This is a genomic window from Pseudomonas sp. BN417, from assembly GCF_029871205.1.
Taxonomy (GTDB): domain Bacteria; phylum Pseudomonadota; class Gammaproteobacteria; order Pseudomonadales; family Pseudomonadaceae; genus Metapseudomonas.
Map to the genome: position 1 here is coordinate 16,668 of NZ_SSOJ01000144.1, position 21,574 is coordinate 38,241.

The 21,574-nt window shown below is 67.1% G+C and carries 23 protein-coding genes and 1 pseudogene; 6 read left to right on the forward strand and 18 right to left on the reverse strand.

Translation table 11 applies throughout. From position 1 onward, the window contains the following. The first annotated feature begins 97 nt into the window (after window positions 1-97). From tcyJ to E8F11_RS21765, 4 genes are all read left to right on the forward strand, one after another. Window positions 98-895, forward strand: a complete 798-nt coding sequence (gene tcyJ, locus E8F11_RS21750) for a cystine ABC transporter substrate-binding protein (protein WP_280290950.1) — start codon at window positions 98-100, stop codon at window positions 893-895. Then, a complete protein-coding gene (tcyL, locus tag E8F11_RS21755) occupies window positions 895-1,560 on the forward strand; it encodes a cystine ABC transporter permease (RefSeq protein ID WP_280291025.1) in 666 nt (221 codons plus the stop codon). The genes tcyJ and tcyL overlap by 1 nt, the downstream gene beginning before the upstream one ends. Continuing rightward, a complete protein-coding gene (tcyN, locus tag E8F11_RS21760) occupies window positions 1,560-2,306 on the forward strand; it encodes an L-cystine ABC transporter ATP-binding protein TcyN (protein WP_280290951.1) in 747 nt (248 codons plus the stop codon). The genes tcyL and tcyN overlap by 1 nt, the downstream gene beginning before the upstream one ends. 228 nt (window positions 2,307-2,534) lie before the next feature. After that, window positions 2,535-3,725 carry an MFS transporter gene (locus E8F11_RS21765; RefSeq protein WP_280290952.1) on the forward strand — a complete coding sequence of 397 codons (1,191 nt, stop codon included), beginning with the start codon at window positions 2,535-2,537 and terminating at the stop codon, window positions 3,723-3,725. Between the two features lie 128 nt (window positions 3,726-3,853). Here E8F11_RS21765 and E8F11_RS21770 read toward each other — a convergent pair whose 3' ends face one another. Beyond that, window positions 3,854-4,774 carry a sigma 54-interacting transcriptional regulator gene (locus E8F11_RS21770; RefSeq protein ID WP_280290953.1) on the reverse strand — a complete coding sequence of 307 codons (921 nt, stop codon included), beginning with the start codon at window positions 4,772-4,774 and terminating at the stop codon, window positions 3,854-3,856. 74 nt (window positions 4,775-4,848) lie between these two features. Further along, entirely contained in the window at window positions 4,849-5,430 is a 582-nt protein-coding gene (locus tag E8F11_RS21775; protein WP_280290954.1) for an alpha/beta hydrolase, read from the reverse strand. A gap of 238 nt (window positions 5,431-5,668) precedes the next feature. On the opposite strand from E8F11_RS21775, the gene E8F11_RS21780 reads away from it, so the two are divergent. Continuing rightward, window positions 5,669-6,583 (forward strand): LysR substrate-binding domain-containing protein, encoded by a 915-nt coding sequence (locus E8F11_RS21780; protein WP_280290955.1) that lies wholly within the window; start codon window positions 5,669-5,671, stop codon window positions 6,581-6,583. 3 nt (window positions 6,584-6,586) lie between these two features. Here the strand turns inward: E8F11_RS21780 and E8F11_RS21785 are convergent, their stop codons facing one another. From E8F11_RS21785 to E8F11_RS21855, 15 genes and pseudogenes are all read right to left on the reverse strand, one after another. Then, complete coding sequence (locus E8F11_RS21785; protein WP_280290956.1) at window positions 6,587-8,002, reverse strand: sodium:proton antiporter; 1,416 nt, start codon at window positions 8,000-8,002, stop codon at window positions 6,587-6,589. A gap of 125 nt (window positions 8,003-8,127) precedes the next feature. Continuing rightward, on the reverse strand, window positions 8,128-8,892 hold the full coding sequence (gene madM, locus E8F11_RS21790) for a malonate transporter subunit MadM (RefSeq protein WP_280290957.1): 765 nt from the start codon (window positions 8,890-8,892) through the stop codon (window positions 8,128-8,130). Between the two features lies 1 nt (window position 8,893). Further along, window positions 8,894-9,310 (reverse strand): malonate transporter subunit MadL, encoded by a 417-nt coding sequence (madL, locus tag E8F11_RS21795; protein WP_280290958.1) that lies wholly within the window; start codon window positions 9,308-9,310, stop codon window positions 8,894-8,896. Window positions 9,311-9,370: 60 nt separating this feature from the next. Continuing rightward, window positions 9,371-10,291: a malonate decarboxylase subunit epsilon gene (mdcH, locus tag E8F11_RS21800; protein ID WP_280290959.1), complete on the reverse strand. Its 921-nt coding sequence runs from the start codon at window positions 10,289-10,291 to the stop codon at window positions 9,371-9,373. Next, a complete protein-coding gene (locus tag E8F11_RS21805; RefSeq protein WP_280290960.1) occupies window positions 10,288-10,905 on the reverse strand; it encodes a malonate decarboxylase holo-ACP synthase in 618 nt (205 codons plus the stop codon). The genes mdcH and E8F11_RS21805 overlap by 4 nt, the downstream gene beginning before the upstream one ends. A 110-nt stretch (window positions 10,906-11,015) precedes the next feature. Continuing rightward, window positions 11,016-11,801, reverse strand: coding sequence for a biotin-independent malonate decarboxylase subunit gamma (mdcE, locus tag E8F11_RS21810; protein ID WP_280290961.1), 786 nt, complete (start codon window positions 11,799-11,801; stop codon window positions 11,016-11,018). Beyond that, window positions 11,798-12,652 carry a biotin-independent malonate decarboxylase subunit beta gene (locus tag E8F11_RS21815; RefSeq protein ID WP_280290962.1) on the reverse strand — a complete coding sequence of 285 codons (855 nt, stop codon included), beginning with the start codon at window positions 12,650-12,652 and terminating at the stop codon, window positions 11,798-11,800. Before E8F11_RS21815 ends, mdcE begins: the two co-directional genes overlap by 4 nt. Then, window positions 12,645-12,944: a malonate decarboxylase subunit delta gene (locus E8F11_RS21820; protein ID WP_280290963.1), complete on the reverse strand. Its 300-nt coding sequence runs from the start codon at window positions 12,942-12,944 to the stop codon at window positions 12,645-12,647. Before E8F11_RS21820 ends, E8F11_RS21815 begins: the two co-directional genes overlap by 8 nt. Window positions 12,945-12,946: 2 nt before the next feature. Then, window positions 12,947-13,798 carry a triphosphoribosyl-dephospho-CoA synthase gene (locus tag E8F11_RS21825; RefSeq protein ID WP_280290964.1) on the reverse strand — a complete coding sequence of 284 codons (852 nt, stop codon included), beginning with the start codon at window positions 13,796-13,798 and terminating at the stop codon, window positions 12,947-12,949. Beyond that, complete coding sequence (gene mdcA / locus E8F11_RS21830) at window positions 13,798-15,459, reverse strand: malonate decarboxylase subunit alpha (protein WP_280290965.1); 1,662 nt, start codon at window positions 15,457-15,459, stop codon at window positions 13,798-13,800. The genes E8F11_RS21825 and mdcA overlap by 1 nt, the downstream gene beginning before the upstream one ends. 262 nt (window positions 15,460-15,721) lie before the next feature. Then, window positions 15,722-15,862, reverse strand: a complete 141-nt coding sequence (locus E8F11_RS21835; protein ID WP_280290966.1) for a hypothetical protein — start codon at window positions 15,860-15,862, stop codon at window positions 15,722-15,724. A 32-nt stretch (window positions 15,863-15,894) separates the two neighbouring features. Next, window positions 15,895-16,118: pseudogene (locus E8F11_RS21840) on the reverse strand (sigma factor); the annotation flags it as partial. 405 nt (window positions 16,119-16,523) lie between these two features. After that, on the reverse strand, window positions 16,524-17,495 hold the full coding sequence (locus tag E8F11_RS21845; protein WP_280290967.1) for a sensor domain-containing diguanylate cyclase: 972 nt from the start codon (window positions 17,493-17,495) through the stop codon (window positions 16,524-16,526). Between the two features lie 75 nt (window positions 17,496-17,570). Beyond that, complete coding sequence (locus tag E8F11_RS21850) at window positions 17,571-18,599, reverse strand: DUF2955 domain-containing protein (protein WP_280290968.1); 1,029 nt, start codon at window positions 18,597-18,599, stop codon at window positions 17,571-17,573. 4 nt (window positions 18,600-18,603) lie between these two features. Beyond that, window positions 18,604-19,665: an HlyD family secretion protein gene (locus E8F11_RS21855; RefSeq protein WP_280290969.1), complete on the reverse strand. Its 1,062-nt coding sequence runs from the start codon at window positions 19,663-19,665 to the stop codon at window positions 18,604-18,606. A 151-nt stretch (window positions 19,666-19,816) separates the two neighbouring features. Here E8F11_RS21855 and E8F11_RS21860 point away from each other — a divergent pair, with 151 nt between their 5' ends. Further along, complete coding sequence (locus tag E8F11_RS21860) at window positions 19,817-20,773, forward strand: LysR family transcriptional regulator (RefSeq protein ID WP_280290970.1); 957 nt, start codon at window positions 19,817-19,819, stop codon at window positions 20,771-20,773. Window positions 20,774-20,823: 50 nt separating this feature from the next. Here the strand turns inward: E8F11_RS21860 and E8F11_RS21865 are convergent, their stop codons facing one another. After that, window positions 20,824-21,150 (reverse strand): hypothetical protein, encoded by a 327-nt coding sequence (locus tag E8F11_RS21865; protein ID WP_280290971.1) that lies wholly within the window; start codon window positions 21,148-21,150, stop codon window positions 20,824-20,826. Between the last annotated feature and the right edge of the window lie 424 nt (window positions 21,151-21,574).

The window sequence follows — 21,574 nt, forward strand, 5'->3', positions numbered from 1 at the left end:
CATAAATACAGCAATAGATAATTTTTAATCATTTTATTGCATATAACCAAATCCCTAGAGTTGCCACACTTTTCGCCAACTGCTCCGTGAGGCTCATATGACATTCGCAACCCTGCGTCGCCAGTTCATCCTCGGCAGCCTGAGCCTGGTGCTCGGCGCCGGTTTCGTCGGCACCAGCTCCGCCGCCGACCTGCTCCAGGACATCCAGCAGAAGGGCGCCATCAAGGTCGGCCTGGAGGGCACCTACCCGCCCTTCAACTACCAGGACGAGAACGGCAAGCTGACCGGCTTCGAAGTGGAACTGGCCGAGGCCCTGGCCAAGGAGCTGGGCGTGAAAGCCGAGTTCCAGCCGACCAAGTGGGACGGCATCCTCGCCGCGCTGGAGTCCAAGCGCCTGGACGTCGTGATCAACCAGGTGACCATCTCCGACGAGCGCAAGAAGAAGTACGACTTCTCCACTCCCTACACCGTCTCCGGCATCCAGGCGCTGGTGCGCAAGGGCACCGAAGGCGACATCAAGACCGCCGCCGACCTGGCCGGCAAGAAGGTCGGCGTGGGCCTGGGCACCAACTACGAGCAGTGGCTGAAGGAGAACGTCCCGCAGGCCGACATCCGCACCTACGATGACGACCCCACCAAGTTCCAGGACCTCAACGTCGGCCGTATCGACGCCATCCTGGTCGACCGCCTGGCCGCCTTCGAGATGGTCGAGAAAACCGCTGGCAAGCTGGCCGTGACCGGCGAGCCCTTCTCCCGCCAGGAAGCCGGCATCGCCCTGCGCAAGGGCAACCCCGAGCTGCTCGCCGCCATCGACAAGGCCCTGGCCAAGCTGAAGGCCGACGGCACCCTGAAGAAGCTCTCCGAGAAATGGTTCAAGGCTGACGTGACCCAATGATCGAAACCAGCCTGCAACTTGCGCTGGATTCCGCGCCCTTCCTGTTGAAGGGCGCGGTGTTTACGGTGGTACTGAGCCTCGGCGGCATGTTCTTCGGCCTGCTGCTGGGCTTCGTCCTCGCCCTGATGCGCCTCTACGGATTCACCGCCCTGCAGTGGCTGTCGCGGATCTACGTGTCGTTCTTCCGTGGCACGCCGCTGCTGGTGCAGCTGTTCATGATCTATTACGGCCTGCCGCAGCTGGGCATCCAGCTCGAACCGCTGCCCGCGGCGCTGATCGGATTCTCGCTGAACATGGCCGCCTACACCTCGGAAATCCTCCGCGCCGCCATCGCCTCCATCGACCGGGGCCAGTGGGAAGCCGCCGCCAGCATCGGCATGAGCCGCACTCAGACGCTGGTCCGCGCCATCCTGCCGCAAGCCGCGCGCACCGCGCTGCCGCCGCTCGGCAACAGCTTCATCTCGCTGGTCAAGGACACCGCCCTGGCCGCCACCATCCAGGTGCCGGAACTCTTCCGCCAGGCGCAGCTGATCACCGCGCGCACTTTCGAGATTTTCACCATGTACCTGGCCGCCGCGCTGATCTACTGGGTGCTGGCCACCGTGCTGTCGCACTTCCAGGGTCGCCTCGAGGCGCGGGTCAACCAGCATGAGCAGGACAGCTGATGATCACCGTCCGTAACCTGACCAAAGCCTTCAAGGGCCAGGAGGTGCTCAAGGGCATCGACCTGACCATAGCGCCGGGCGAAGTGGTGGCCATCATCGGCCCCAGCGGCTCCGGCAAGACCACCCTGCTGCGTTGCCTCAACCTGCTGGAAGAGCCAAGCGGCGGACTCATCAAGGTGGGCGAGATCGAGATCGACGCGAGCAAGCCGCTGAAGCACCAGCAGGGGCTGATCCGCAAGCTGCGCCAGCACGTCGGCTTCGTCTTCCAGAACTTCAACCTCTTCCCCCACCGCACCGCGCTGGAGAACGTCATCGAAGGCCCGGTGGTGGTGAAGAAGCAGCCCCGCGAGCAGGCCGTCGAGCGCGCCCGCAAGCTGCTGGCCAAGGTCGGCCTGGCGGGGAAGGAAGACGCCTACCCCAAGCGCCTCTCCGGCGGCCAGCAACAACGCGTGGCCATCGCCCGCGCCCTGGCCATGGAGCCCGACGTGATCCTCTTCGACGAGCCGACCTCGGCGCTGGACCCGGAACTGGTGGGCGAAGTGCTCGCCACCATCCGCGGCCTGGCCGAGGAAAGGCGCACCATGGTGATCGTCACCCACGAGATGAGCTTCGCCCGTGACGTGGCCAACCGCGCGATCTTCATCGACAAGGGTGTGATCGTCGAGCAGGGCGACGCCAAGGCCCTGTTCAGCGCGCCGAAGGAAGAGCGCACCAAGCAGTTCCTGAGCAAGTTCCTGGGGGGCTGACACCTTCCGCGCAAACGGCTCCTGCTTCTTTTGTGGGGGCGAATTCATTCGCTAAGGGCGGCGCAGCTGCCCCCTTGGAGTTCCCGAGGGCAGACCTGCGGTTTGCTTAGCGAATGAATTCGCCCCCACAATGTCTATCCCCACCGGCGGCCCCATCACTAAGCCCCCTGCAAGAAAATCGGCGTAGAATCCGCGCCCCTCGCAATACACCCCGCCACCGGAACCCGCATGAACCCGAGCACCCTCCTCTCCCTGCCTTTGCTGGCGCTGGCCCTGGGCGGCTTCGTCGTCGGCAGCAGCGAATTCATCATCATGGGCCTCTTGCCCGAAGTCGCCGCCGACCTCCAGGTCAGCCTCGCCGACGCGGGCCTGCTGGTCAGCGCCTACGCCATGGGCGTGGTGATCGGCGCACCGCTGCTGGGCCCGCTGCTCGGCCGCCTGCCACGGCGCCAGGCGCTGCTCTGGCTGATGGGCGCCTACGCCCTGGGCAACCTGGGCTGCGCCCTGGCGCCGGACTACGAGTGGCTGCTGGCGATGCGCATGCTCACCGCCTTCAGCCATGCCGGCTTCTTCGGCTGCGCCACCCTGCTCGCCGCCGAGCTGGCGCCGCCGCACCGGCGCGCCTCGGCCATGGCCCTGGTGCTCAGCGGCCTGACCATCGCCAACGTGCTCGGCGTGCCCCTCGGCGCCTGGCTCGGCCAGGCCACCAGCTGGCGGGTGACCTTCATGGTGGTGGCCGGACTCGGCTTCCTCACCCTGCTCGCCCAGACCCTCTGGCTGCCGGCCACGGCGAAACCGCTGCCCAGCGCCAGCGGCGCCTGGGACGGCATATTGCGGCGTCCGGTGCTGCATGCGCTGTTCGTCTGCAGCCTATCCTCGGTGGCGCTGTTCGGCGTCTTCACCTACATCAGCCCGTTGCTGCGCGACGTTTCCGGCTTCAGTAAGGAGCACGCCAACTTCGCCCTGCTGCTGTTCGGCATCGGCCTGACGGTGGGCAACCTGCTGGGCGGACGCCTGGCCGATCGCGGCTTCCGCCATGCCTTGCCGCTGGCCTTCGGGGTGAGCGTACTGTGCCTGCTGGGATTGTTCGTCTTCGCGCAGATTCCCGTGCTGGCCCTGGCCTGCCTGTTCCTCTGGGGTGTCGCCAGCTTCGCCATCTCCTCGCCCCTGCAGCTACTGCTGGTGGAGCAGGCCGGCGAATCCGCCAGCCTGGCCGCCACCCTCAGCCACGCAGCCTTCAACCTGGGCAATGCCAGCGGCGCCTTCGTCGGCGGCCTCTGGCTGAGCACCGGCATGGGCCTTTCCAACCTGCCCCTGATGGGGGTGGGCGTGCTGGCCCTGACCATCCTCGTCTGCCTGCCATTGCCACGCCTGCGGGCAACGCGCGAGCGGTTGAAGGAAGCCGGGCAGATTCACTGAGGCTTGCACACGCAATGATTCCGTAGGGTGCGCCGTGCGCACCAGGGCCTCCACGCGCGGGTTCCGGTGCGCGCAGCGCACCCTACTAAGAGCTCGGTCTTCGCAGGGCATCTGCCCACCGCATCGCTCTACCCCGCCAGCACCTCGGCGAACAGCTGGCGCAGGTGGTCGCGCTCCGCGTCATTGGCGGCCAGCCTGCGCAGCTGCAGGGCCAGCTGGGCGTAGCCCGGCAACGGCGGCAGGTTGAGGTGCTGGGGCAGCACCTCGTCGCCCTCGCTGACCAGCAGGGCGAAGTGGATGCTGTTCTCCAGCTCGCGGGTATTGCCCGGCCAGGGATAGGCCTCCAGCGCCGCCTGGGCCGCCGTGCTGATCAGCGGCAGCGGCAGGTCCAGGCGCTGGGCGTAGATGCCGAGGAAGTACTCGGCCAGCGGCAGGATGTCGTCCGGCCGCTCGCGCAGTGGTGGCAGCTCGACCCGGCCTTCGTCCAGGTACTGGTAGAGCCGCGCATTGAACTTGCCGGCATGCACCGCCTTGGCCAGGTCGATGCTGGTGGCGGCCACCAGGCGCACGTCCACCGGCGTCGGCTGCTGGGCACCGACTCGGGTCACCTCGCGGCTCTCCAGCGCCGCCAGCAGCTTGGCCTGCAAGGGCAGCGGCAGGTCGCCGATCTCATCCAGGTAGAGGGTCCCGCCATTGGCCGAACCGAACCAGCCGGCGCGGCTGCTGGCCGAGCCGTTGAAGCCGCCGGCGGCGTGGCCGAACAGCTCAGCTTCCGCGTAGTTCTTGCTGATGGCGCTGCAGCTCACCGCGACGAAGAGGCCGGGGCGGTCGCTGGCGCGATGGATCTGCCGCGCCAGCAGCTCCTTGCCGGTGCCGGTCTCGCCCTGGATCAGCACCGGCAGGGCGCTTGGGGCCAGTTGGTCGACTTCCTCGCGCAGGCGGCGCGAGCGGGCATCGACAAAGACCAGCGCGCGGGCGCGAATGCTCAGGGGGCTGCGGTCGGCGTCGGCGAAGGTCAGCAGCGGTTGACCGGGGTTTTCCTTGCTCATGGCGAAATCTCCCGCCGGGCCCAGGCTGCGAAGCAGCGGACCCTGGCGTATTGCTGAATTGGCGGTAGATCAGTTCAGGCGCGGCGGCGGGTCAGTTGCTCGACGCGGCTCTGCAGGCGGTAGAGGTGGGCGAAGCCCTGCTCCCAACTGTGGTGCCCGGACTTCACGTTGATATGCCCGGCGCCAGTGAGGATGGCCGCTTCGGCACCCCAGTCGCGGGCCATCTCCAGCGCTCGCGCGGGGCTGGCGGCATGGTCGTTGTCCGAGCCCACCAGCAGGCTGGGGAAGGGCAACAGATCGCGGGGGATGGGCGCGAAGCCCTTGAGCGGCTCCGGGCAGCCGGGACGTTGCACGTCCGCCGGCGCCACCAGCAGCGCGCCACGCACACGGCGCAGCACATCCGGGTCGGACTGCGCGGCCCAATGGGCCACGGTGACACAGCCCAGGCTGTGCGCGATCAGGATCACCGGCGTGCGCTCGGCATCGATGGCGCGCTCCAGCGCCGCCACCCAGGACTTGATGTCAGGGATGTCCCAGTCGACCTGCTCGACTCGGCTGGCATTGGGCAGGCTGCGTTGCCAGTGGCTTTGCCAATGCTCGTCCGGCGAGCCCTGCCATCCCGGCAGGATCAGGTAACGAATGGCCTCGCTGCGCATGGCGAGCCCTCCTTGCTGAATTTCGATGCTGGGCAGTCTAGGCGCTCGCTATATATCTGTTAAGGAATAAGAATTTATTTACTTATTCCTTATTAGCTTATTCACTAAAGGTCCTCTCTGCGGAGGTAGGGCTGACCTGTAGGATGGGTGGAGCTCAGCGATACCCATCAAATCCGCCGATGGGTATCGCTCCGCTCGCGGAACGCCGCCCGACCCACCCTACGGACTCGTCTTGCCCATGCAGATCGACGAAGAACTCACCCTGAAGAAGCTGGAGACCTTTCTCGCCTTCATGCGCAGCGGCAACCTGTCGCGCGCGGCGGCGGAGCTGAACACCAGCAACGTCAGCGTGCACCGCGCCATCCACTCCCTGGAGAGCGCGCTGCGCTGCCCGCTGTTCAAGCACGAAGGGCGCAACCTGACGCCGCTGGAAAGCGCCTATGTGCTGGAAGAGAAGGCGCAGAAGCTGATCCAGGACGCCGTCGAGATGGTGCGCGTGACCCGCGAGGCGGCCGGGTTCTCCGCCGAGCGCTTCAAGCTCGGCGCGCTCTATTCGCTGACGGTGAAGACGGTGCCGCAGCTGGTGATGGGCCTGAAACTGCGGCGCAGCGAGCTGAACATCGACCTCACCCTGGGCTCCAACGTCGACCTGCTCTACCGCCTGAAGAACCTGGAGCTGGATGCCATCCTCGTGTCCCTCGACGAGAGCGTGAACGACCCGGACTGCGAGCAACTGCCGCTGTTTTCCGACGACATCTTCCTCGCCGTGCCCACCGACTCGCCCTTCGCCGCCCAGGATGAAGTGGACCTGGCGGACCTGGCCGACTCCACTTTCATCACCCTGACCCAGGGCTTCGCCACCCACCGCGACGGCGCGCGGGTATTCCAGCAGGCCGGCTTCGAACCGAAGGTGGCGATGCAGGTGAACGACATCTTCACCCTGCTCAGCATGGTCAGTTCGGGAGTGGGCTACGCCCTGCTGCCGGGGCGCATCGCGGCGGTCTACGAGAACCGCGTGAAGCTGATCCGACTGCAGGCGCGCTACCGCCTGCAGCAGCACATAGGCGTGGTGTTCCTCAAGGCCCGGGAACGCGACCCGAACCTGCTGGCGCTGGTCGCCGAGTGCCGCATGTACAGCCTGCGCAACGCCTGAGGCTCAGAGCAGGACCAGCTGCAGCACCAGCAGCAACGGCAGCAGCACCGCGCAGGACCAGAGCATGTAGCCGAAGAAGCTCGGCATTCTCACCCCGCGCTGCTCGGCGATGGCCTTGACCATGAAGTTCGGCGCGTTGCCGACGTAGGTCATGGCGCCCATGAACACCGAGCCCATGGAAATCGCCAGCAGGGTCTGCGGCAGTCTCTCCATCATCACCTGGGCATCGCCAGAAGCCAGGTTGAAGAACACCAGGTAGGTCGGTGCGTTGTCGAGGAAGCTCGACAGGGTGCCGCTCATCCAGAAATACATGGCATCGAGGGGCTGGCCAGTGCTGTCGGTGACGCTCGCCACCACCGCTGCCAGCTGGCCGTCGGAGCCCGCGCGCAGGATGGCGATCACCGGGGCGATGGTGAGGAAGATGCCGGCGAACAGCTTGGCCACCTCGATGATCGGCCCCCAGCCGAACTCGTTGCCCTCGCGCACCGCGCGCGGGGTCATCCACAGGGACAGCAGCGCCAGGATGACCAGCGCGCCATCGCGCACCAGGCTCTGCAGCTCCACGCGGGTGCCCAGCAGGTCGAAGCCGATGCCCGGCTTCCACAGCCCGGACAGCAGCACCGCGCCGACCACGCCGGCCAGCAGCAGGAAATTGAACTGCCCGCGCAGGCGCAGGGGCGTGTCAGGGGTGGGGTCGATCGGCGCCAGTTCGTTCTCGCGGCTGTAGAAGTGGCGGTCGATCAGATAGAACAGCGCCAGCAACGGCAGGGCCAGTGCCGCCACCGGCAGCGCCATGTGCTGCAGGGTCCAGAAGAAGTCCACGCCCTTGAGGAAGCCGAGGAACAGCGGCGGATCGCCCAGGGGCGTGAGGCCGCCGCCGACGTTGGCCACCAGGAAGATGAAGAACACCACCACATGGGCGTTGTGCCGGCGGTTGTCGTTGGCTCGCAGCAGCGGACGGATCAGCAGCATGGCCGCGCCCGTGGTACCCATCACCGAGGCCAGCAGGGTGCCCAGGGCCAGCAGCGCGGTATTGAGCCCCGCCGAGCCATGCAGGTTGCCTTCCACGAGGATGCCGCCGGAGATGGTGAACAGCGCCAGCAGCAGGATGATGAAGGGCAGGTACTCGCCGAACAGCACGTGGACGCCCAGCCCCAGGCTCGCGTGCCAACCGAAGGTGAGGACGAAGGGCACCAGGAACAGCAGGGTCCAGCCGGCGGTGATCTTGCCGAAATGGTGATGCCAGATGTCACCGGCGATGATCGGCATCAGCGCGATGCTGAGCAGGATGCCGACGAAGGGCAGGCCCCAGAGCAGCCCCAGGCTGGCGCCGTCGACTTCGGCGGCGTTGGCGATGCCGGGCAGGGCCAGCAGCAGGAGAGCGGGGAACAGGCGGAGGCAGGCAGACAGAAGACGCATGTGAGGCAACCGGACCGGACATGGGGAAGAAGGGGCGGCCCCGGAAGGCCCGCTCCCGCGAAAAACCGACCGCGGATGCTAAACCAAAGCGCCCCTCGACCCCAGTGCCGCATGTACCGAGCGCCTCAGCCCACCAGGCCGCGCACGCAGAAGTACAACAGGGACGGCCCGAGCAGGCAGCCGAGGCCGGTGTGGAAGGTGGCGGTCAGTGCACCGTAGGGCACCAGCCGGCGGTCGGTGGCGGCGAGGCCCGCGGTGACACCGGACACCGTGCCGGCCAGACCGCCGAAGACCATCGCCGAGCGCGGGTTGTCCAGCCCGAGCAGGCGCGCCGAGACCGGGGTGAAGACCATCACGAGGATCGCCTTGATCAGCCCGGTGGCGATGGACAGCGCCATCACATCGGAGCTGGCGCCGATCGCCGCGCCGGTCACCGGCCCGACTATGTAGGTCACCGCGCCGGCACCGATGGTGGTCATGCTCACCGCATCGCGATAGCCGAACGCCCAGGCCACCGAGGCGCCGACGATGAACGGCAGTATGGTGCCAAGCAACAGCGCCACCGCACCGATCATGCCCGCCTTGCGCGCCTCGCTGGCCTGCACTTCGAAGGCCGTGGCGACGATGGCGAAGTCCCGCAGCATGGCCCCGCCCATCAGGCCGATGCCGGAGAACAGTGCCATGTCGGCCAGCCCTTTCTGCCCGCCGGTGAGGGTGCCGCCGACCCAGGCCAGCACCAGGCCGATGACGATGGCGATGGCCGAGCCGTGCACGCGGCCGAAGGTCAGGTGTCTGGAGATCAGCACCGACACCCACATGATCCCGCCAACCACCGCGAAGGCGGTGACCAGGCCGTTGTGTTCGAGGGCTTTTTCAATGATCGGCCACATGTCAGCGTCCTCCTGCCGGGGCGGCGCTCACGCCGGGATCAAGGGGCTCCTTTTCCAGCGGCGCCCCCTTGTTGGTGCGGCTGATCAAGGCGATGGTGGCTCCGCAGAGAAGCACCGAGCCCACCGCAGCGATGAGCGCCACAGGGCCGCCATGCAGCGCCGTGACCACGTTCTGTTGCGCGGCCATGGCCACCACCACCGGGATGTACATCGCGCCCCAGAAGCCGACGCCGAATTCGCATTCCTTGCTCAAGCCGCCGTGGCGGTGCATGTACAGCCGCGCGAAGATCAGCAGGATCATGGCGATGCCGACACCGCCGACATTGGATTTGACGCCCAGCAGGACGCCGAGGAAGTCGCCGATGATGACACCGGCAAGTGTGCAGATGGCCAGCAAGGCCACACCGTAGACGATCATTGTTGTTGCCCTCGGGTTGGGTCGAAGTTGCTTGTTGTTGTCCTTCGAAGTGCACGGCGGTTATCGGCTCCGGCTTACCTCCTCACGCAACAGGGCGTCCAGCGTGTCCAGACGGGCGCCCTGGAAGGCGACCACCGTGCCCTGCTCGAACACCCGCCGCGCCAGGCCGCTGAGCACGGCGCCGGGCGGCAGTTCGAGATGCAGGCGCACACCGCGCTCATAGGCGGTGCGCAGGGTGCCGTGCCAGTCGACGACGCGGCACATGTTGAAGGCGAGGTCATCGCGCAGGCGCTCGGGGTCGAGGATCGGCCGCGCCGAGCTGCCGCTGAGATAGCGGATCGCCGGGCGGCACAATTCGACCTCGGCGAAGGCCGCGGCCAACTCACGGGCCGGCGCCTCCAGCAATTGGCAATGGGACGGCACGCTCACCGCCAGGCGCTTCGCCGCACCGGCGCCCAGCGCCCGCGCGCGCTCGGCGACTGCGGCCATGGCAGCGTCGCTGCCGGCGATCACCAGCTGGTTGTCGGCGTTGATATTGGCCAGGAACACCGGACCTTCCGCTTCGGCCAGCAGGCGCTCCACCGTCGCCTGGTCCAGGCCCATGATGGCGGTCATGCCGTAGCCCTGTGGATAAGCCCGCTGCATCAGCTCGCCGCGCAGGGCCACCAGGCGCACCGCGTCGGCGAAGTCCAGCGAGCCGGCGATCACGGCAGCGGCGTAGGCGCCGATGGAAAGCCCGGCCACATAGTCCGGCGCCGGGCTGCGTTGCAGCAGCAGCCGCGCGCAGGCGACGCCCGCCACCAGCAGGCAGAGCTGCACCGCGCGGGTGGAGTGCAGCGCCTCGTCGCTGTCCAGCGCCAGCACCTCTTCGCCCAGGGCGTCGCTGGCTTCCTCCAGGCTGGCGCTGGTTCCGGCCGGCAGCTGGTGGAGCATGCCCACCTGCTGCGCGCCCTGGCCGGGAAAGGCGAACAGACTGCTCACGCCGCGCGCTCCAGGGGCAGCCAGGGGTTATCCACAAGCCGCGCGCCCTCGGCGCATTTCAGCAGCACCCGGCGGGAGTCGCCGGCCCACTCGCGCAGGGCCACGGCGCCATTCGGGGTTTCCAGTTGCAGGTCGATGCGGCACGGGGAATCGGCCAGGGTCGCCAGCAGTTCGTGGGCCTGTTGGCGGCTGAAACAGGTTGGGGTGCGCAGCAACAGGTCCAGGTCGCTGGCCTCGTGCAGCACGGCAATGCCGGTGGCCAGCTGGAAGCCGACGCCGCCGGTTGGGCCCCAGGCGAGTCCTGTCTTGTCCAGGAGCGGCTTGAGTTCGGCCAGGGCGCGCAGGGACGGCAAGTCGCCGGGAACCCGCTGGGCAATTTGTTCGGGACTCGACAGGCGCTGGATGGAACGGACGGACATGATGGCTGCAAGGCGCTGCTCACGACTCGCGCCACGGATGCCCACCGCCACATCCCCAGATGCACACAGAGCACGACGCACCACCACCGGATGCCCGGCGGCCAAGGCCTGTACAGCCCAGCCCGGCGCATCGGCCGGCAGTTGGTCCGGGGTCATGCCCCAGAGCAGGTCGTGGGGTCTTGGAGTCTTGTTCATGGTCAGCTCCTTGGTGTTTCCGTGCCTCGGGGTGTTGGGCTTCGCTGCGCTCAGCCCAACCTACGGAGACCTCGTAGGTTGTGGCTGAGCGCAGCGAAGCCCAACAAGGACTACCACTGCGCGCGCAACATCTCCCTGACACGCGATGACGCCGCCCGATTCTCCGCGCCGAGTCGGCCGGCAAGATCGGTACTCGAACCGATATCTTCCACCGCCCGCTCCAGGCACTCGCGCGTCCGGCCGATATCGGCTGCGGATGGCTGTTCGGCGTCGCCCACGGAAACCCGCTCCCACAACAATCCGAGCGAGGCGTAGCTCTCCAGGTCGTAGGCCATCGGCGGCACCTTGGCGGCCAGCGCTTCCACCTCTTCCACGCTGCGCAGGGTGATGCGCGCGGCGGCGGCCTTGCCCATGGCGTGGACCATCACCCCGGCATCGTCCAGGGCGATCAGGCGCTGGGCCTGGTAGCCGTGGGCGAGGAAAGCGCCGGACATGGCCTTGCCCACCAGCAGCCCGATCACCGGGTGCCCGGCGAGGCGGGCGCGGGCATAGGCGTCCACCGCGCCGGCCAGGGCCTGGTGGATGCCCAGGGCCTCCTCGCGGCGGCCGTAGGCCTGGCTCGGTACGTCCACCAGGGCCACCAGCACGCGCTTGGCGGCCAGTTCGCGGTCGGCCTCGATTACTTCATCCACCGCCTTGGCCAGGCCCCAACCCTCCAGCAGGCCGACCTCGCCGTTGCGGGCTCGGGGGAAGGGATTCCGCGAGTCGGGCACCACGGCGATGAAGCGCGCGGCGCGGTTGCCCAGCTCGCCGTCGACCACTTTCACCGAGGCAGGAAAGCCGCCCAGTTCATCGCCGCCGGCAAGGCCGCGCAGCCAGTTCAGTCCACGGCTCATTGCTGTTCTCCCTGGTAGAGGGCGCGCACCGCGGCGGCGTCCACTTGTTCGCAGTCGGTGCCCAGGCGCGCCAGGCGTTCGAGGAACCAGGCGTGCCGGCGACTGCGCGGCAGACCCTGGTCGGGCTGGGCCAGCAAGCCCTGCAGGGTTTCACGGATGGCGTCGATATCGTCGGCCACATAGGCGTCCACCAGGCCGCTGGCAGCACGCTGCTCGCCGCCGGTGAGGCTCCAGATGAAGGGGCGGTCGCGGGAGTCGTATTCCGAGAGGCCAGCTTCCTGTTCGATCACCTGTGGGCCGTTGAGGCCCAGGCGCGCTTCGCGGGTGACGACCAGGTGGCTGCACAGCCCGGCGGCGATGGACATGCCGCCGAAGCAACCCACGGGACCTGCGATGAGGCCGATCACCGGCTGGTACCTCCGCAGTTCGACTATGGCCGCCTGGATCTCGGCGATGGCCGCCAGGCCCAGGTTGGCCTCCTGCAGGCGCACGCCACCGGTTTCCAGCAGCAGCACGGCGCAGGTGGGGATGCCCTGGCGGTTGTCTTCCGCCGCCAGTTCCAGCGCGCCAGCGATCTTGGCGCCACCGACTTCGCCCATGCTGCCACCCTGGAAAGCGCCTTCGATGGCAGCGATCAGCGCCGGCTGGCCGTTGATGCTGCCCTTGGCCACCACCACGCCGTCGTCGGCCTGGGGCACGATGCCCTGCTGCAGCAGCCAAGGCGATTTGACCCGGTCGAAGGGGCCGATGAGTTCACGGAAGCTGCAGGCATCCAGCAGCTCGCGGGCGCGCTGGCGGGCGCCCAGCTCGACGAAGCTGCGGGCCGCGAGCAGGCGTGCGGTATCAGTCATGAGCAAGCTCCTCAAAACCTTGTTCCAGGCGCAGGCGCACCACGCCGGGGGTGGCGCCGAAGTCATGGATATCGATGTTCAGGGCCGGCGGCGTCTGACCGTCGAACAGTCGCTGGAACAGCCGCTGCCAGCGCGGGCCGCTGCCGTTCACCGAGGTCACCACCTGGATCGACAGGGTGCCGGCCTTGCCCGGCTCCAGCAGCACTTCGAGGTCGCCGGAGCCGACGCAGCCCACCAGGGCGCGGCCACGGGCCGGTTGGCCGGCGGGGAATTGGAAGGACAGGGTTTCCATGGTCACAGGCTCCCGGCTTTATCGAGGAACAGGCAGGCGGCCAACAGATCGGCGGCGCCGCCCGGCGAGGCGTTGAGTTGCAGCAGACGGGCATCCAGCGCACGCAGCTGACGGCGGCCGGCGAGGCTGGCGCTGCCGCCGGATTCGAGCACGGCGCGGGCGCCCTGCTGCATGGCGGCGAGCCCTTCCAGGCCGGCGCGCCAAAGCACACAGGTGTCGGCCAGGGTGGTCATGATCGCCAGCAGCGCATCGAGGCGGGCGTTCTGCTCACCAGCCCCGGCCGCCCGACTGCGGACCAGTTGCGGCAGGCCATGCTGGATCACCGAGGGGAAACCCAGCTGGGCTTCTTGCCGAGCGCCCCGGGCGCCATAGCGGCGAGCGACCTGGGCGCCGTGGCTGTCGCCGTGCGGCGCTGCGCGGTCGTCGATAAGGGCGATGCGTGCCGCGCGCAGGGCGATGGCGTGGGCATCGTCGCTTTCCGGGTCGAGGGCCACGGACGCCACCAGCAGGCCCAGGGCCCAGATAGCGCCGCGATGGGTATTCACCCCGCCGGTGGTGGCCAGCATCGCCGCTTCGCCTTCACGGCCGATGCGGCCGAGGGCCTCGCGCAGGGGCTGGCCGACTTCGCCGTGTTCCATCGCCGCCTCGGCCATCTGCGTGAAGCAGGGCCAGAGGGACAGCGCCGAGGCGTGCATCAGGCCGAGGTGCAGGTCACTATGGGCGCCGCTGCCGCGCCGGTCCACCAGCGCCGGCTTGGGCGAGAGGTCGGCTTCGTCGATCAGGGCGTCCACCGCCAGGTCCGCCAGCCAGTCGGCCAGCGGCAGGTCGGCATTGCGTGCAATCAGTGCGCTCATCACCAACTCCTGAATCGGGCCGGGGGGTTGTAAAGGCCGCCGGACCACTCCACCAGTTCGGCGATACTTTTCGCCGCCAGCAGTTCCCGCGTGGCTTGGGTACGGCGGATGCCGAGGTCTTCCGGCAATGCGATCAGCCCTTCGCGGCGCATGCGCAGGGTGTCTTTCGGGTCGTGGCGCAGGCCGATGGCGGTGACGCCGGCGACGGCGGCGATCATCGCGCGGCGTTCTTCGAGACTGCGCGCCTTGTAGAGGTAGGCGATGCCTTCCTCGGTAAGCAGGTGGGTGACGTCGTCGCCGTAGATCATCACCGGCGCCAGCGGCATGCCGGCCTTCTTCGCCACGTCGACGGCGTCGAGGGTCTCGACGAAGGTGGGTTTGCCGCCCTCCTGGAAGGTCTCGACCATCTGCACCACCAGCTTCTTGCCGCGTTCGAGCATGGTTACCGGCTCGGTCATATCGAGCCACGCGGGCGTTGCATGGCGGCGACCGCGCGGGTCATGGCCCATGTTCGGCGCGCCGCCGAAGCCGGCCAGGCGGCCACGGGTGACGGTGGAGGAATGGCCATCGCCATCCACCTGCAGGGTGGCGCCGATGAACAGGTCCACCGCGTACTGCCCGGCCAGCTGACACATCATGCGGTTGGAGCGCATGGAGCCGTCGCGGCCGGTGAAGAACACGTCCGGGCGCTGGGCGATGTAGTCCTCCATGCCCAGCTCGGTGCCGAAGCAGTGCACGCTCTGCACCCAGCCGGTCTCGATGGCAGGGATCAGGGTCGGGTGCGGGTTCAGCGTCCAGTTGCGGCAGATCTTGCCCTTGAGGCCGAGGGATTCGCCGTAGGTGGGCAGGATCAGCTCGATGGCGGCGGTGTTGAAGCCGATGCCGTGGTTGAGCGACTGCACTTGGTGTTTTTCATAGATGCCGCGGATCGCCATCATCGCCATCAGCACGTGCACCGGCTTGATGTGGCGCGGGTCGCGGGTGAACAGGGGCTCGATGTAGAAGGGCTTGTCGGCGACGACCACGAAGTCGACCCAGGAGGCGGGGATGTCTACCCGCGGCAGGTCGCGCACATCGTCCACCAGCTCGTTGACCTGGACGATGACGATGCCGTCGCTGAAGGCGGCGGGCTCCACCAGGGCCGGAGTGTCTTCGGTGCTCGGGCCGGTGTAGATGTTGCCTTCGCGGTCGGCCATGAAGCCGGCCACCAGGGCGACGTTGGGGATCAGGTCCACCAGCAGGCGCGAATAGAGCTCGATATAGGTGTGGATGGCGCCGACTTCCAGCAGGCCGTCTTCCAGCAGTTGGCCGATGCGCAGGCTCTGCGGGCCGGCGAAGGAGAAGTCGAGCTTGCGGGCGATGCCGCGCTCGTAGAGGTCGAGGTGCTCGGCGCGGCTGACGCTGGGCATGATCATGTGCAAGTCATGCAGGCGGCCGGGATCGGCCTTGGCCAGGGAGCGGGAGAGGAAATCCGCCTGCTTCTGGTTGTTGCCTTCCAGCACCACGCGGTCGCCGGGGGCGATCAGCGCTTCCAGGGCTTCGACGATCCGCTCGCTGGGCAGGACCACGCCATCGGCGAGGTTGCGCACCTGGTCGAGACGGCGCTGCTTTTCGGCGCGCCGACGCGACCACTGCGGCGGGGGAGAGGGTCTTGTTGTCATGGTGGCTCCACGAGGTCCGCTGTCGTGGAGGCCACATTAGGAGTCCGGGGGTGGGGCATCAATCAAGGTGCGGGCCGGATCGTTACGGCCAGATTAATGATCACGTCGGGTGCCCGTTTACCCTCTCCCCCGGCCCCTCTCCCTGAAGTGGAGAGGGGTGACTCGCGCAGGCGGGCCTGAAGTTATCCAGGGGTACCGATCAACCCCCTCTCCCTTAAGGGGCGACCGGCTAGGGGAGGGTTGGGGAGAGGGAAGCTTCGCATCAGAACTCCAACGTGGTCGACACCTGCACCTGCCGCGGATCGCCGATGGAGACGAAGAAGGTGTTCACCGAGGAGCTGTAGTAGGTCTTGTCGAACAGGTTCTTCACGCTGAGCTGCACCTGCAGGCGGTTCTCCCCCAACAGCGTCTCGCAGCTGGCGAAGGCTTGGTCCGCCTCTGTTCCGGTAGCAGGCCGCTTTCGGCACGGTTGCGCGAGCCTTCGCTGCGCAGGTGGTCGATAGCCATGTTATGAGCGCTACGCAGCAGATAGCTGTCCGGGTCCTCCATCGGCGCAGTGGGGCCCGCCAGAAGCGCAGGACCAGGTCCTGCACCAGGTCCGCCGCCGTGGCCTGGCAGCCGACCTTGCGGCTTACCAGTGCCTCCATCTGCTGGCGACGGACGCGGCGGCGTCCAGTGTCGAGAGACCAAAGCCCTGCGCATTCGAATAAAAAGGCCGCCTCTCCCCTGCCTGAAGAGAGGCGGCCAAAAGGTTCAGCGGACGGTGATCACCGCCAGCAATGAGAGCGTTGGAGCGAAGTTAGGCGGGAATGGGTATAACGATAAAATACTAAAAATTCATTTTTTAGTAACTAAAAGACCTAAGCCAGGATGCGCGCTGCAGTGGGCCATGGGGGCGGCCTGCAACACAGGCGGATGGTGGCGCACGCGGGCATGGTTCATCGCGCTCTGAGCGCGAGCATTGAAGCGCCAGTGGTTGGCGCTGAGAAGCTCAACGAGCCCGACGCCGATCTCGGGCATTGCTTCGCTCTGCCCAACCTACAGGAGCCGAATCGGCGGTTTGCTCAATCAGCCGGCACGATCTGATTCTTGCCACCGCGCTTGGCCTGGTACATGGCCGCGTCGGCACGGGCGTAGAGGCTGTCGAGGTTGCCGTCGTCGCGCAGGCTGGCCAGCCCCTGGCTCACTGTGATTCCGAAGCTCTTGCCCTCGACCGTGAAGCCCAGGCGTTGCACTTCCCGTTGCAGGCGCTCGGCGATCTGCCAGGCCAGGTCCGGCGGGCAGCCGGGTAGCAGGGCGGCGAACTCCTCGCCGCCGATCCGGCCGAACAGGTCGCCGCGGCGCAGGGCGTTGGCGCCGCACTGGGCGATGCGCTGCAGCACCTGGTCGCCGGCCTGGTGGCCATGGGTGTCATTGATCTGCTTGAAGTCATCGATATCCAGCAGGATGAAGGCCAGCGGGCTGCCGTACTGCACGGCGTGCTCGAACTCGCGCTGTGCGCATTCGAAGAAGTGCCGGCGGTTGCTGCTCTTGGTCAACACGTCGGTGGTGGCCAGGCGGTGCAGTTCGCCTTCCAGCTGCTTCTTCTCGGTGATGTCTTCGGCGATGCCGACCACTATCGTCGGCTGTCCCGCGTCACCCTTCTGGCTGACGAAGCATTTGTCGCTGATCCAGCGCAACTGGCCGTCGGCGCGAAGGATGCGGTACTCGCGGGCCTCGATGGCGCCCTTCTCCAGCACCTCGGCGAAGCTCCGGGCGGCGTATTCCACGTCGTCCGGGTAGATGCAGTTGCGCCACTCGGCGTAATCGGCCAGCAGCAGGGCGGCGGAGCGACCGAACAGGCGCTCGTAGGCCGGGCTGACGTAGATGACCCGCTGGGCTTCCCAGTCGAAGGCCCAGAGCACGGCGTTCACGCTGCCCAGCAGGCTACTGAAGATGGCCTCGCGCTCGCGCAGGCGTTCCACTTCGCCGCGGCTGTGGAGCAGGGCGAGGGTCAGTTTTTCCAGTTCGCTCGGGGATTCGAGGGAAGTTTCCATTCAGCCGCTACCTTCAGAGGACCTGCCTTTGACAGATTAGGCAGGCAAAAGTGCGGCTAGCGATCCAGCCGACGGTCAGGCGTGACTGGCATGACGGAAGGCAGGGAAACGGTTCAGCAGGCGGTGCAGGGCGAACACTGCGACCAGGGTGAGGAATACCGCCGCACACACCGAACTCAGGCGGTAGGCGATGGAGTAGACCACGTCGTGCTCCGGCGTGAGGTACTGGCCGAAGACGATGGCCAGGGTGGTCAGCGCGCCGAAGCCGATGCCCTGGGCACCTTCCAGTACATGCAGGCGGGCGCAGCAAAAGGCGGCGGCCCAGTACATCAGGGTCACCAGCGGCAGCACGTCGTAGTGGCTGTAGAGCACCAGCTGCAAGACCAGGCCGATGGCGCAGCCGAGCAGGGTGCCGAGGGCGCGGATGCGGCCGGCGAAACGGATGCCGTTCCAGTGCATGGGGAAGAGCACCAGGATCGAGGCCACCTGGGCGGAGAGCGAGTCGCGCAGGTCGAAGCTCTGGAACAGCATGAAGGACAGGGTGGCGATGGTCGCGCCGAGCACCGCCTCGTGGCGCTGGCTGGGCAGGTCCTTGGCTGGCGTCTGCCGCGGCGGGCGCGGCTCGACATCGGGGAACAGCCAGAACATCAGCCAGGCAATCAGCACCGTCAGGCCGGCGGCTACCAGGTTGCTGGTGACCAGGTCGTAGAGGTGGGTATCCGGGTAGCTGGCGAAATGCAGCTGCATGGAGAGGAACACGCAGCCCAGGGCGCCGAACATGAACAGCGAACCCTGGGCCATCAGGCGGAAGCGCCAGAGGAATCCGAGGAACGCCAGCGGCACCATCAGCTGCGGACGGTCGCCGAACAGGCCGTAGATCACCAGCACCTCGAGGCTCACCACCACCGCCTGGAGCAGGAACTGGCGCACCACATGGGCGTTGATGCTGGGGGTGAGGCCGAGCAGCAGCATGGGGTAGACACAGAAGAAGGAGCCGTTGTCCCAGCCCATCAGCTTGCAGAGGAACAACCCCAGGGTGCCGCCGCCGGCCAGGCGCAGGCACTGACGCAGGTCGTTTTCGCTGAGGGCGATCTTGCGGTCCATGGGCTCAGTACACGTAGTGCAGGATGCTGATCAGGGCGATCTGCAGGCGGCCGAACAGGTCCGCCAGCTGCGAGTCGCGCGGGTAGAGCTGGACTGTGGCCTTGGCGCCGCTGGGCAGGGCCTGGGGCAGGGCTTCGCTGAGGCTGACGTGGAGGCGCTGGCGCTGGGCGTCGCGGACCCAGCGGTCGGACACCGCCGGGGCGGCCAGGTCGCCGTTGGCGTCCAGCTGGCCTTCTTTCACGCCGGCGTCGATGGCGCTGACCTTCGCCTCGAAGATGTGCCCGGGCAAGGCATCGAACACTACCGAAGCGGCGTCTTCCAGGCGCACGTAGCGCAGGGCCTTCTCGCGGAAGTCGGCGCTGATGTCCGCCTCGTCCGCCACCAGCGCAGCCACCGGGTTGCCGGCGTTGAGGTAGGCGCCTGGGGACAGTTGCAGGTTGCTCAGCACGCCGGCGCGTTCAGCGCGCACCTCGCTGTACTGGAGCTGGAGCCGGGCCCGGGCCAGGGCGTTGCCGGCCTGGCGCAGGCGCAGGTTGTCGTCGCCGGTTGCGCCACGCTGGGCCGCCAGTTCGCGGATTCGCGCGGTAGCGGCGGCCAGCTTGGCCTGGGCCGCCTGGCGCTGGGCCTCGGTCTGCTCGTAGAGCTGGCGCGAGACATGCTGGCTCTGCACCAGGCGACCGAGGCGTGCGGTTTCCCGCTGCAGTTCGCTGGCGGTGGCCTGGGCGGCGGTTTGCTCGGCGCGGGCGGCGGCAAGGGCGGCGTCGAGCTGGCGGTTGTCCTGCGCTGCCTGTTCCAGCGCCAGCTCGGTGGCGCGCACGGCAAGGCGGAAGGGTTCGGGGTCGAGGCGGAACAGCAGTTGGCCCGCCTCGACATGGGCGTTGTTGGCCACGGCCACGTCGAGCACCTGGCCATCCACCCGGGGGGCGATGCGCAGCACCGGGCGGGTCAGCTGAGCCTGGGGCGTGATGGGCATCCACAGGTCCGCCGCAAGGAAATAGGCGAACAGCAGGATGAACAGGACGATGGCCACCTGGACCCGGCGGGCGAATCGTTGATCCGGAGTCATGCGAACCTCGAAGGGGCCCGCAGTGACGCGGGCGGGAAAGACGGGAACGGCATGCCCTCGGCCAGTGCCGCTCATGGGACAGCAGTATATTTACCGGGGAATCGTGGATAATCTGGCGATTTCGAGAATCAGCCTTACACGGGGAGTAACAATGGACACGCTCCACAGCATGCGGGTTTTCGTCCGGGTGATTGATACCGGCAGCTTTACCGCCGCCGCCCAGGCAATGGACCTGTCCACCGCCCAGGTGTCGCGCCTGGTCTCGGAACTGGAGCAGCAGCTCCAGGCCCGCCTGCTGCACCGCACCACCCGCCGCCTGGCATTGACCGAGGTGGGCGAGCGTTACCTGCAGCGCTGCCGTCAGATCCTCAGCGAGGTCGACGAGGCCGCTGCCGAGGCCCGCGGCGCCCACCTCAAGCCCCATGGCCGCCTGCGCGTGCACTCCATGACCGGCCTCGGCCTGCAACACCTCACCCCGCTGGTGGCGCGCTATTCCGAGCTTTACCCCGAGGTGGTGGTGGAGCTCACGCTGTCCCAGCGCACGCCGGACCTGCTGGAGGACGGCCACGACGTCATCATCACCTTCGCCCGCGAGCTGCCGGACTCGCAGATGGTGGCGCAGGTGCTGGGCCCGATGTTCAGCGTGCTCTGCGCCGCCCCCGGCTACCTGAAGAAGCATGGCGTGCCCCAGGGGCCGGCGGACTTGCAGCAGCATCGCTACCTGCGCCTGCTGGACCCGCTCTACGAAGACAGTTGGGTGTTCAACGGCGAACAGGGCGAATTCAACGTGCTGCCGGCCGAGAGCTTCCAGGTGAACGTCGCCGAATCCCTGGCCAAGGCCGCCCAGGCCGGCATGGGCATCTGCCTGCTACCCTCCTTCGTCGCCTGCCCGCCCGTGCGCGAGGGCAAGCTGCTGCGGCTGCTGCCGGAGTACCGCCTGCGCGAGCGCAACATCTACGCCATCTATCCCTCGCGGCGTTTCCTCGACGCCAAGATCAGGACCTGGGTGGACTTCCTAAAGGCCGAGCTGCCGCCGCTGCTGACCCAGGACGAGGCCCTGCTGGAAGACCCGAAACGCTGGGCGATCAATTCCAAATTGTTGCGCTGAGAGAAACAGTCATTCACTGAAACCGCTATTTTTCCCCTATCTGGACCTCCCTAAGATGGCGCCATGTTTCGCAAGAAACCATCCGAGAGGTTCAAGATATGCAACGTAATCTGATTTTTACTGCCGTTTTCGCCGTATTTTCCCTGTTTTTCTCGCAACTGACCCTGGCCAGCGAATCCGGTGCCTTTGTTGCACGTAACGCAGCTCTGGCGGAGCAACGCGCCGACGCCGCCCAGAAGCAGGCCGCCGCCGAGCAACGCGCCGCGCAGCAACAGCAGACTGACAACGCCCAGGACAGCTGAGTCCTTCCCCGCGTTCTCCACCTCCTGACGTTGATGCGTGACAGCTCCTATCGACGTCTTGTTCAGGCCGCTCATGATAAGCGGCCTTTTTTTGTTTCCCGCGCGTGGCACCACGCCTCGACTTGTAGGGGCGATTTCAATCGCGAAGGGCAGCGCAGCTGCCCCCATAGAGGCATTGCAGGCCGAACCTGCGGTCCGGTTAGCGAATGAATTGGCTATGTCTGCATTAAGTGTTGCTAGAACGTCCTGAGCCGAGTTGTTTATCGAGTGGGCTGCGAGTTTCTGTTTCGCCTCCCGGCGAGTCTCTTTTTTCAGTCGCCAAAAAAGAAACCAAAAACGCTTGCCCCTACATCCGGGTTTGGCTTCGCCAAACTTCCCTCGCTCCATCGTTGCGCCGGGGGCCCGGCGTGAGGGGCCATCCNTGGCCCCGCACGCCTCTCGCGGCATCCATGCCGCTCAACCCCCTGCGCAACGCTTCCGCTCGGCCTCCTGACGGGGC

What these genes read in the sequence shown, in the direction of transcription:
- E8F11_RS21845 (WP_280290967.1), bottom strand. Translation starts at nt 17,495, where the DNA reads ATGGAAACTTCCCTCGAATCCCCGAGCGAACTGGAAAAACTGACCCTC.
- E8F11_RS21850 (WP_280290968.1), bottom strand. Translation starts at nt 18,599, where the DNA reads ATGGACCGCAAGATCGCCCTCAGCGAAAACGACCTGCGTCAGTGCCTG.
- E8F11_RS21765 (WP_280290952.1), top strand. Translation starts at nt 2,535, where the DNA reads ATGAACCCGAGCACCCTCCTCTCCCTGCCTTTGCTGGCGCTGGCCCTG.
- madM (WP_280290957.1), bottom strand. Translation starts at nt 8,892, where the DNA reads ATGTGGCCGATCATTGAAAAAGCCCTCGAACACAACGGCCTGGTCACC.
- E8F11_RS21775 (WP_280290954.1), bottom strand. Translation starts at nt 5,430, where the DNA reads ATGCGCAGCGAGGCCATTCGTTACCTGATCCTGCCGGGATGGCAGGGC.
- madL (WP_280290958.1), bottom strand. Translation starts at nt 9,310, where the DNA reads ATGATCGTCTACGGTGTGGCCTTGCTGGCCATCTGCACACTTGCCGGT.
- E8F11_RS21825 (WP_280290964.1), bottom strand. Translation starts at nt 13,798, where the DNA reads ATGAGCGCACTGATTGCACGCAATGCCGACCTGCCGCTGGCCGACTGG.
- tcyJ (WP_280290950.1), top strand. Translation starts at nt 98, where the DNA reads ATGACATTCGCAACCCTGCGTCGCCAGTTCATCCTCGGCAGCCTGAGC.
- E8F11_RS21785 (WP_280290956.1), bottom strand. Translation starts at nt 8,002, where the DNA reads ATGCGTCTTCTGTCTGCCTGCCTCCGCCTGTTCCCCGCTCTCCTGCTG.
- E8F11_RS21815 (WP_280290962.1), bottom strand. Translation starts at nt 12,652, where the DNA reads ATGACTGATACCGCACGCCTGCTCGCGGCCCGCAGCTTCGTCGAGCTG.
- mdcE (WP_280290961.1), bottom strand. Translation starts at nt 11,801, where the DNA reads ATGAGCCGTGGACTGAACTGGCTGCGCGGCCTTGCCGGCGGCGATGAA.
- E8F11_RS21805 (WP_280290960.1), bottom strand. Translation starts at nt 10,905, where the DNA reads ATGAACAAGACTCCAAGACCCCACGACCTGCTCTGGGGCATGACCCCG.
- E8F11_RS21770 (WP_280290953.1), bottom strand. Translation starts at nt 4,774, where the DNA reads ATGAGCAAGGAAAACCCCGGTCAACCGCTGCTGACCTTCGCCGACGCC.
- E8F11_RS21780 (WP_280290955.1), top strand. Translation starts at nt 5,669, where the DNA reads ATGCAGATCGACGAAGAACTCACCCTGAAGAAGCTGGAGACCTTTCTC.
- E8F11_RS21860 (WP_280290970.1), top strand. Translation starts at nt 19,817, where the DNA reads ATGGACACGCTCCACAGCATGCGGGTTTTCGTCCGGGTGATTGATACC.
- tcyN (WP_280290951.1), top strand. Translation starts at nt 1,560, where the DNA reads ATGATCACCGTCCGTAACCTGACCAAAGCCTTCAAGGGCCAGGAGGTG.
- mdcA (WP_280290965.1), bottom strand. Translation starts at nt 15,459, where the DNA reads ATGACAACAAGACCCTCTCCCCCGCCGCAGTGGTCGCGTCGGCGCGCC.
- E8F11_RS21855 (WP_280290969.1), bottom strand. Translation starts at nt 19,665, where the DNA reads ATGACTCCGGATCAACGATTCGCCCGCCGGGTCCAGGTGGCCATCGTC.
- E8F11_RS21820 (WP_280290963.1), bottom strand. Translation starts at nt 12,944, where the DNA reads ATGGAAACCCTGTCCTTCCAATTCCCCGCCGGCCAACCGGCCCGTGGC.
- E8F11_RS21865 (WP_280290971.1), bottom strand. Translation starts at nt 21,150, where the DNA reads ATGAGCGGCCTGAACAAGACGTCGATAGGAGCTGTCACGCATCAACGT.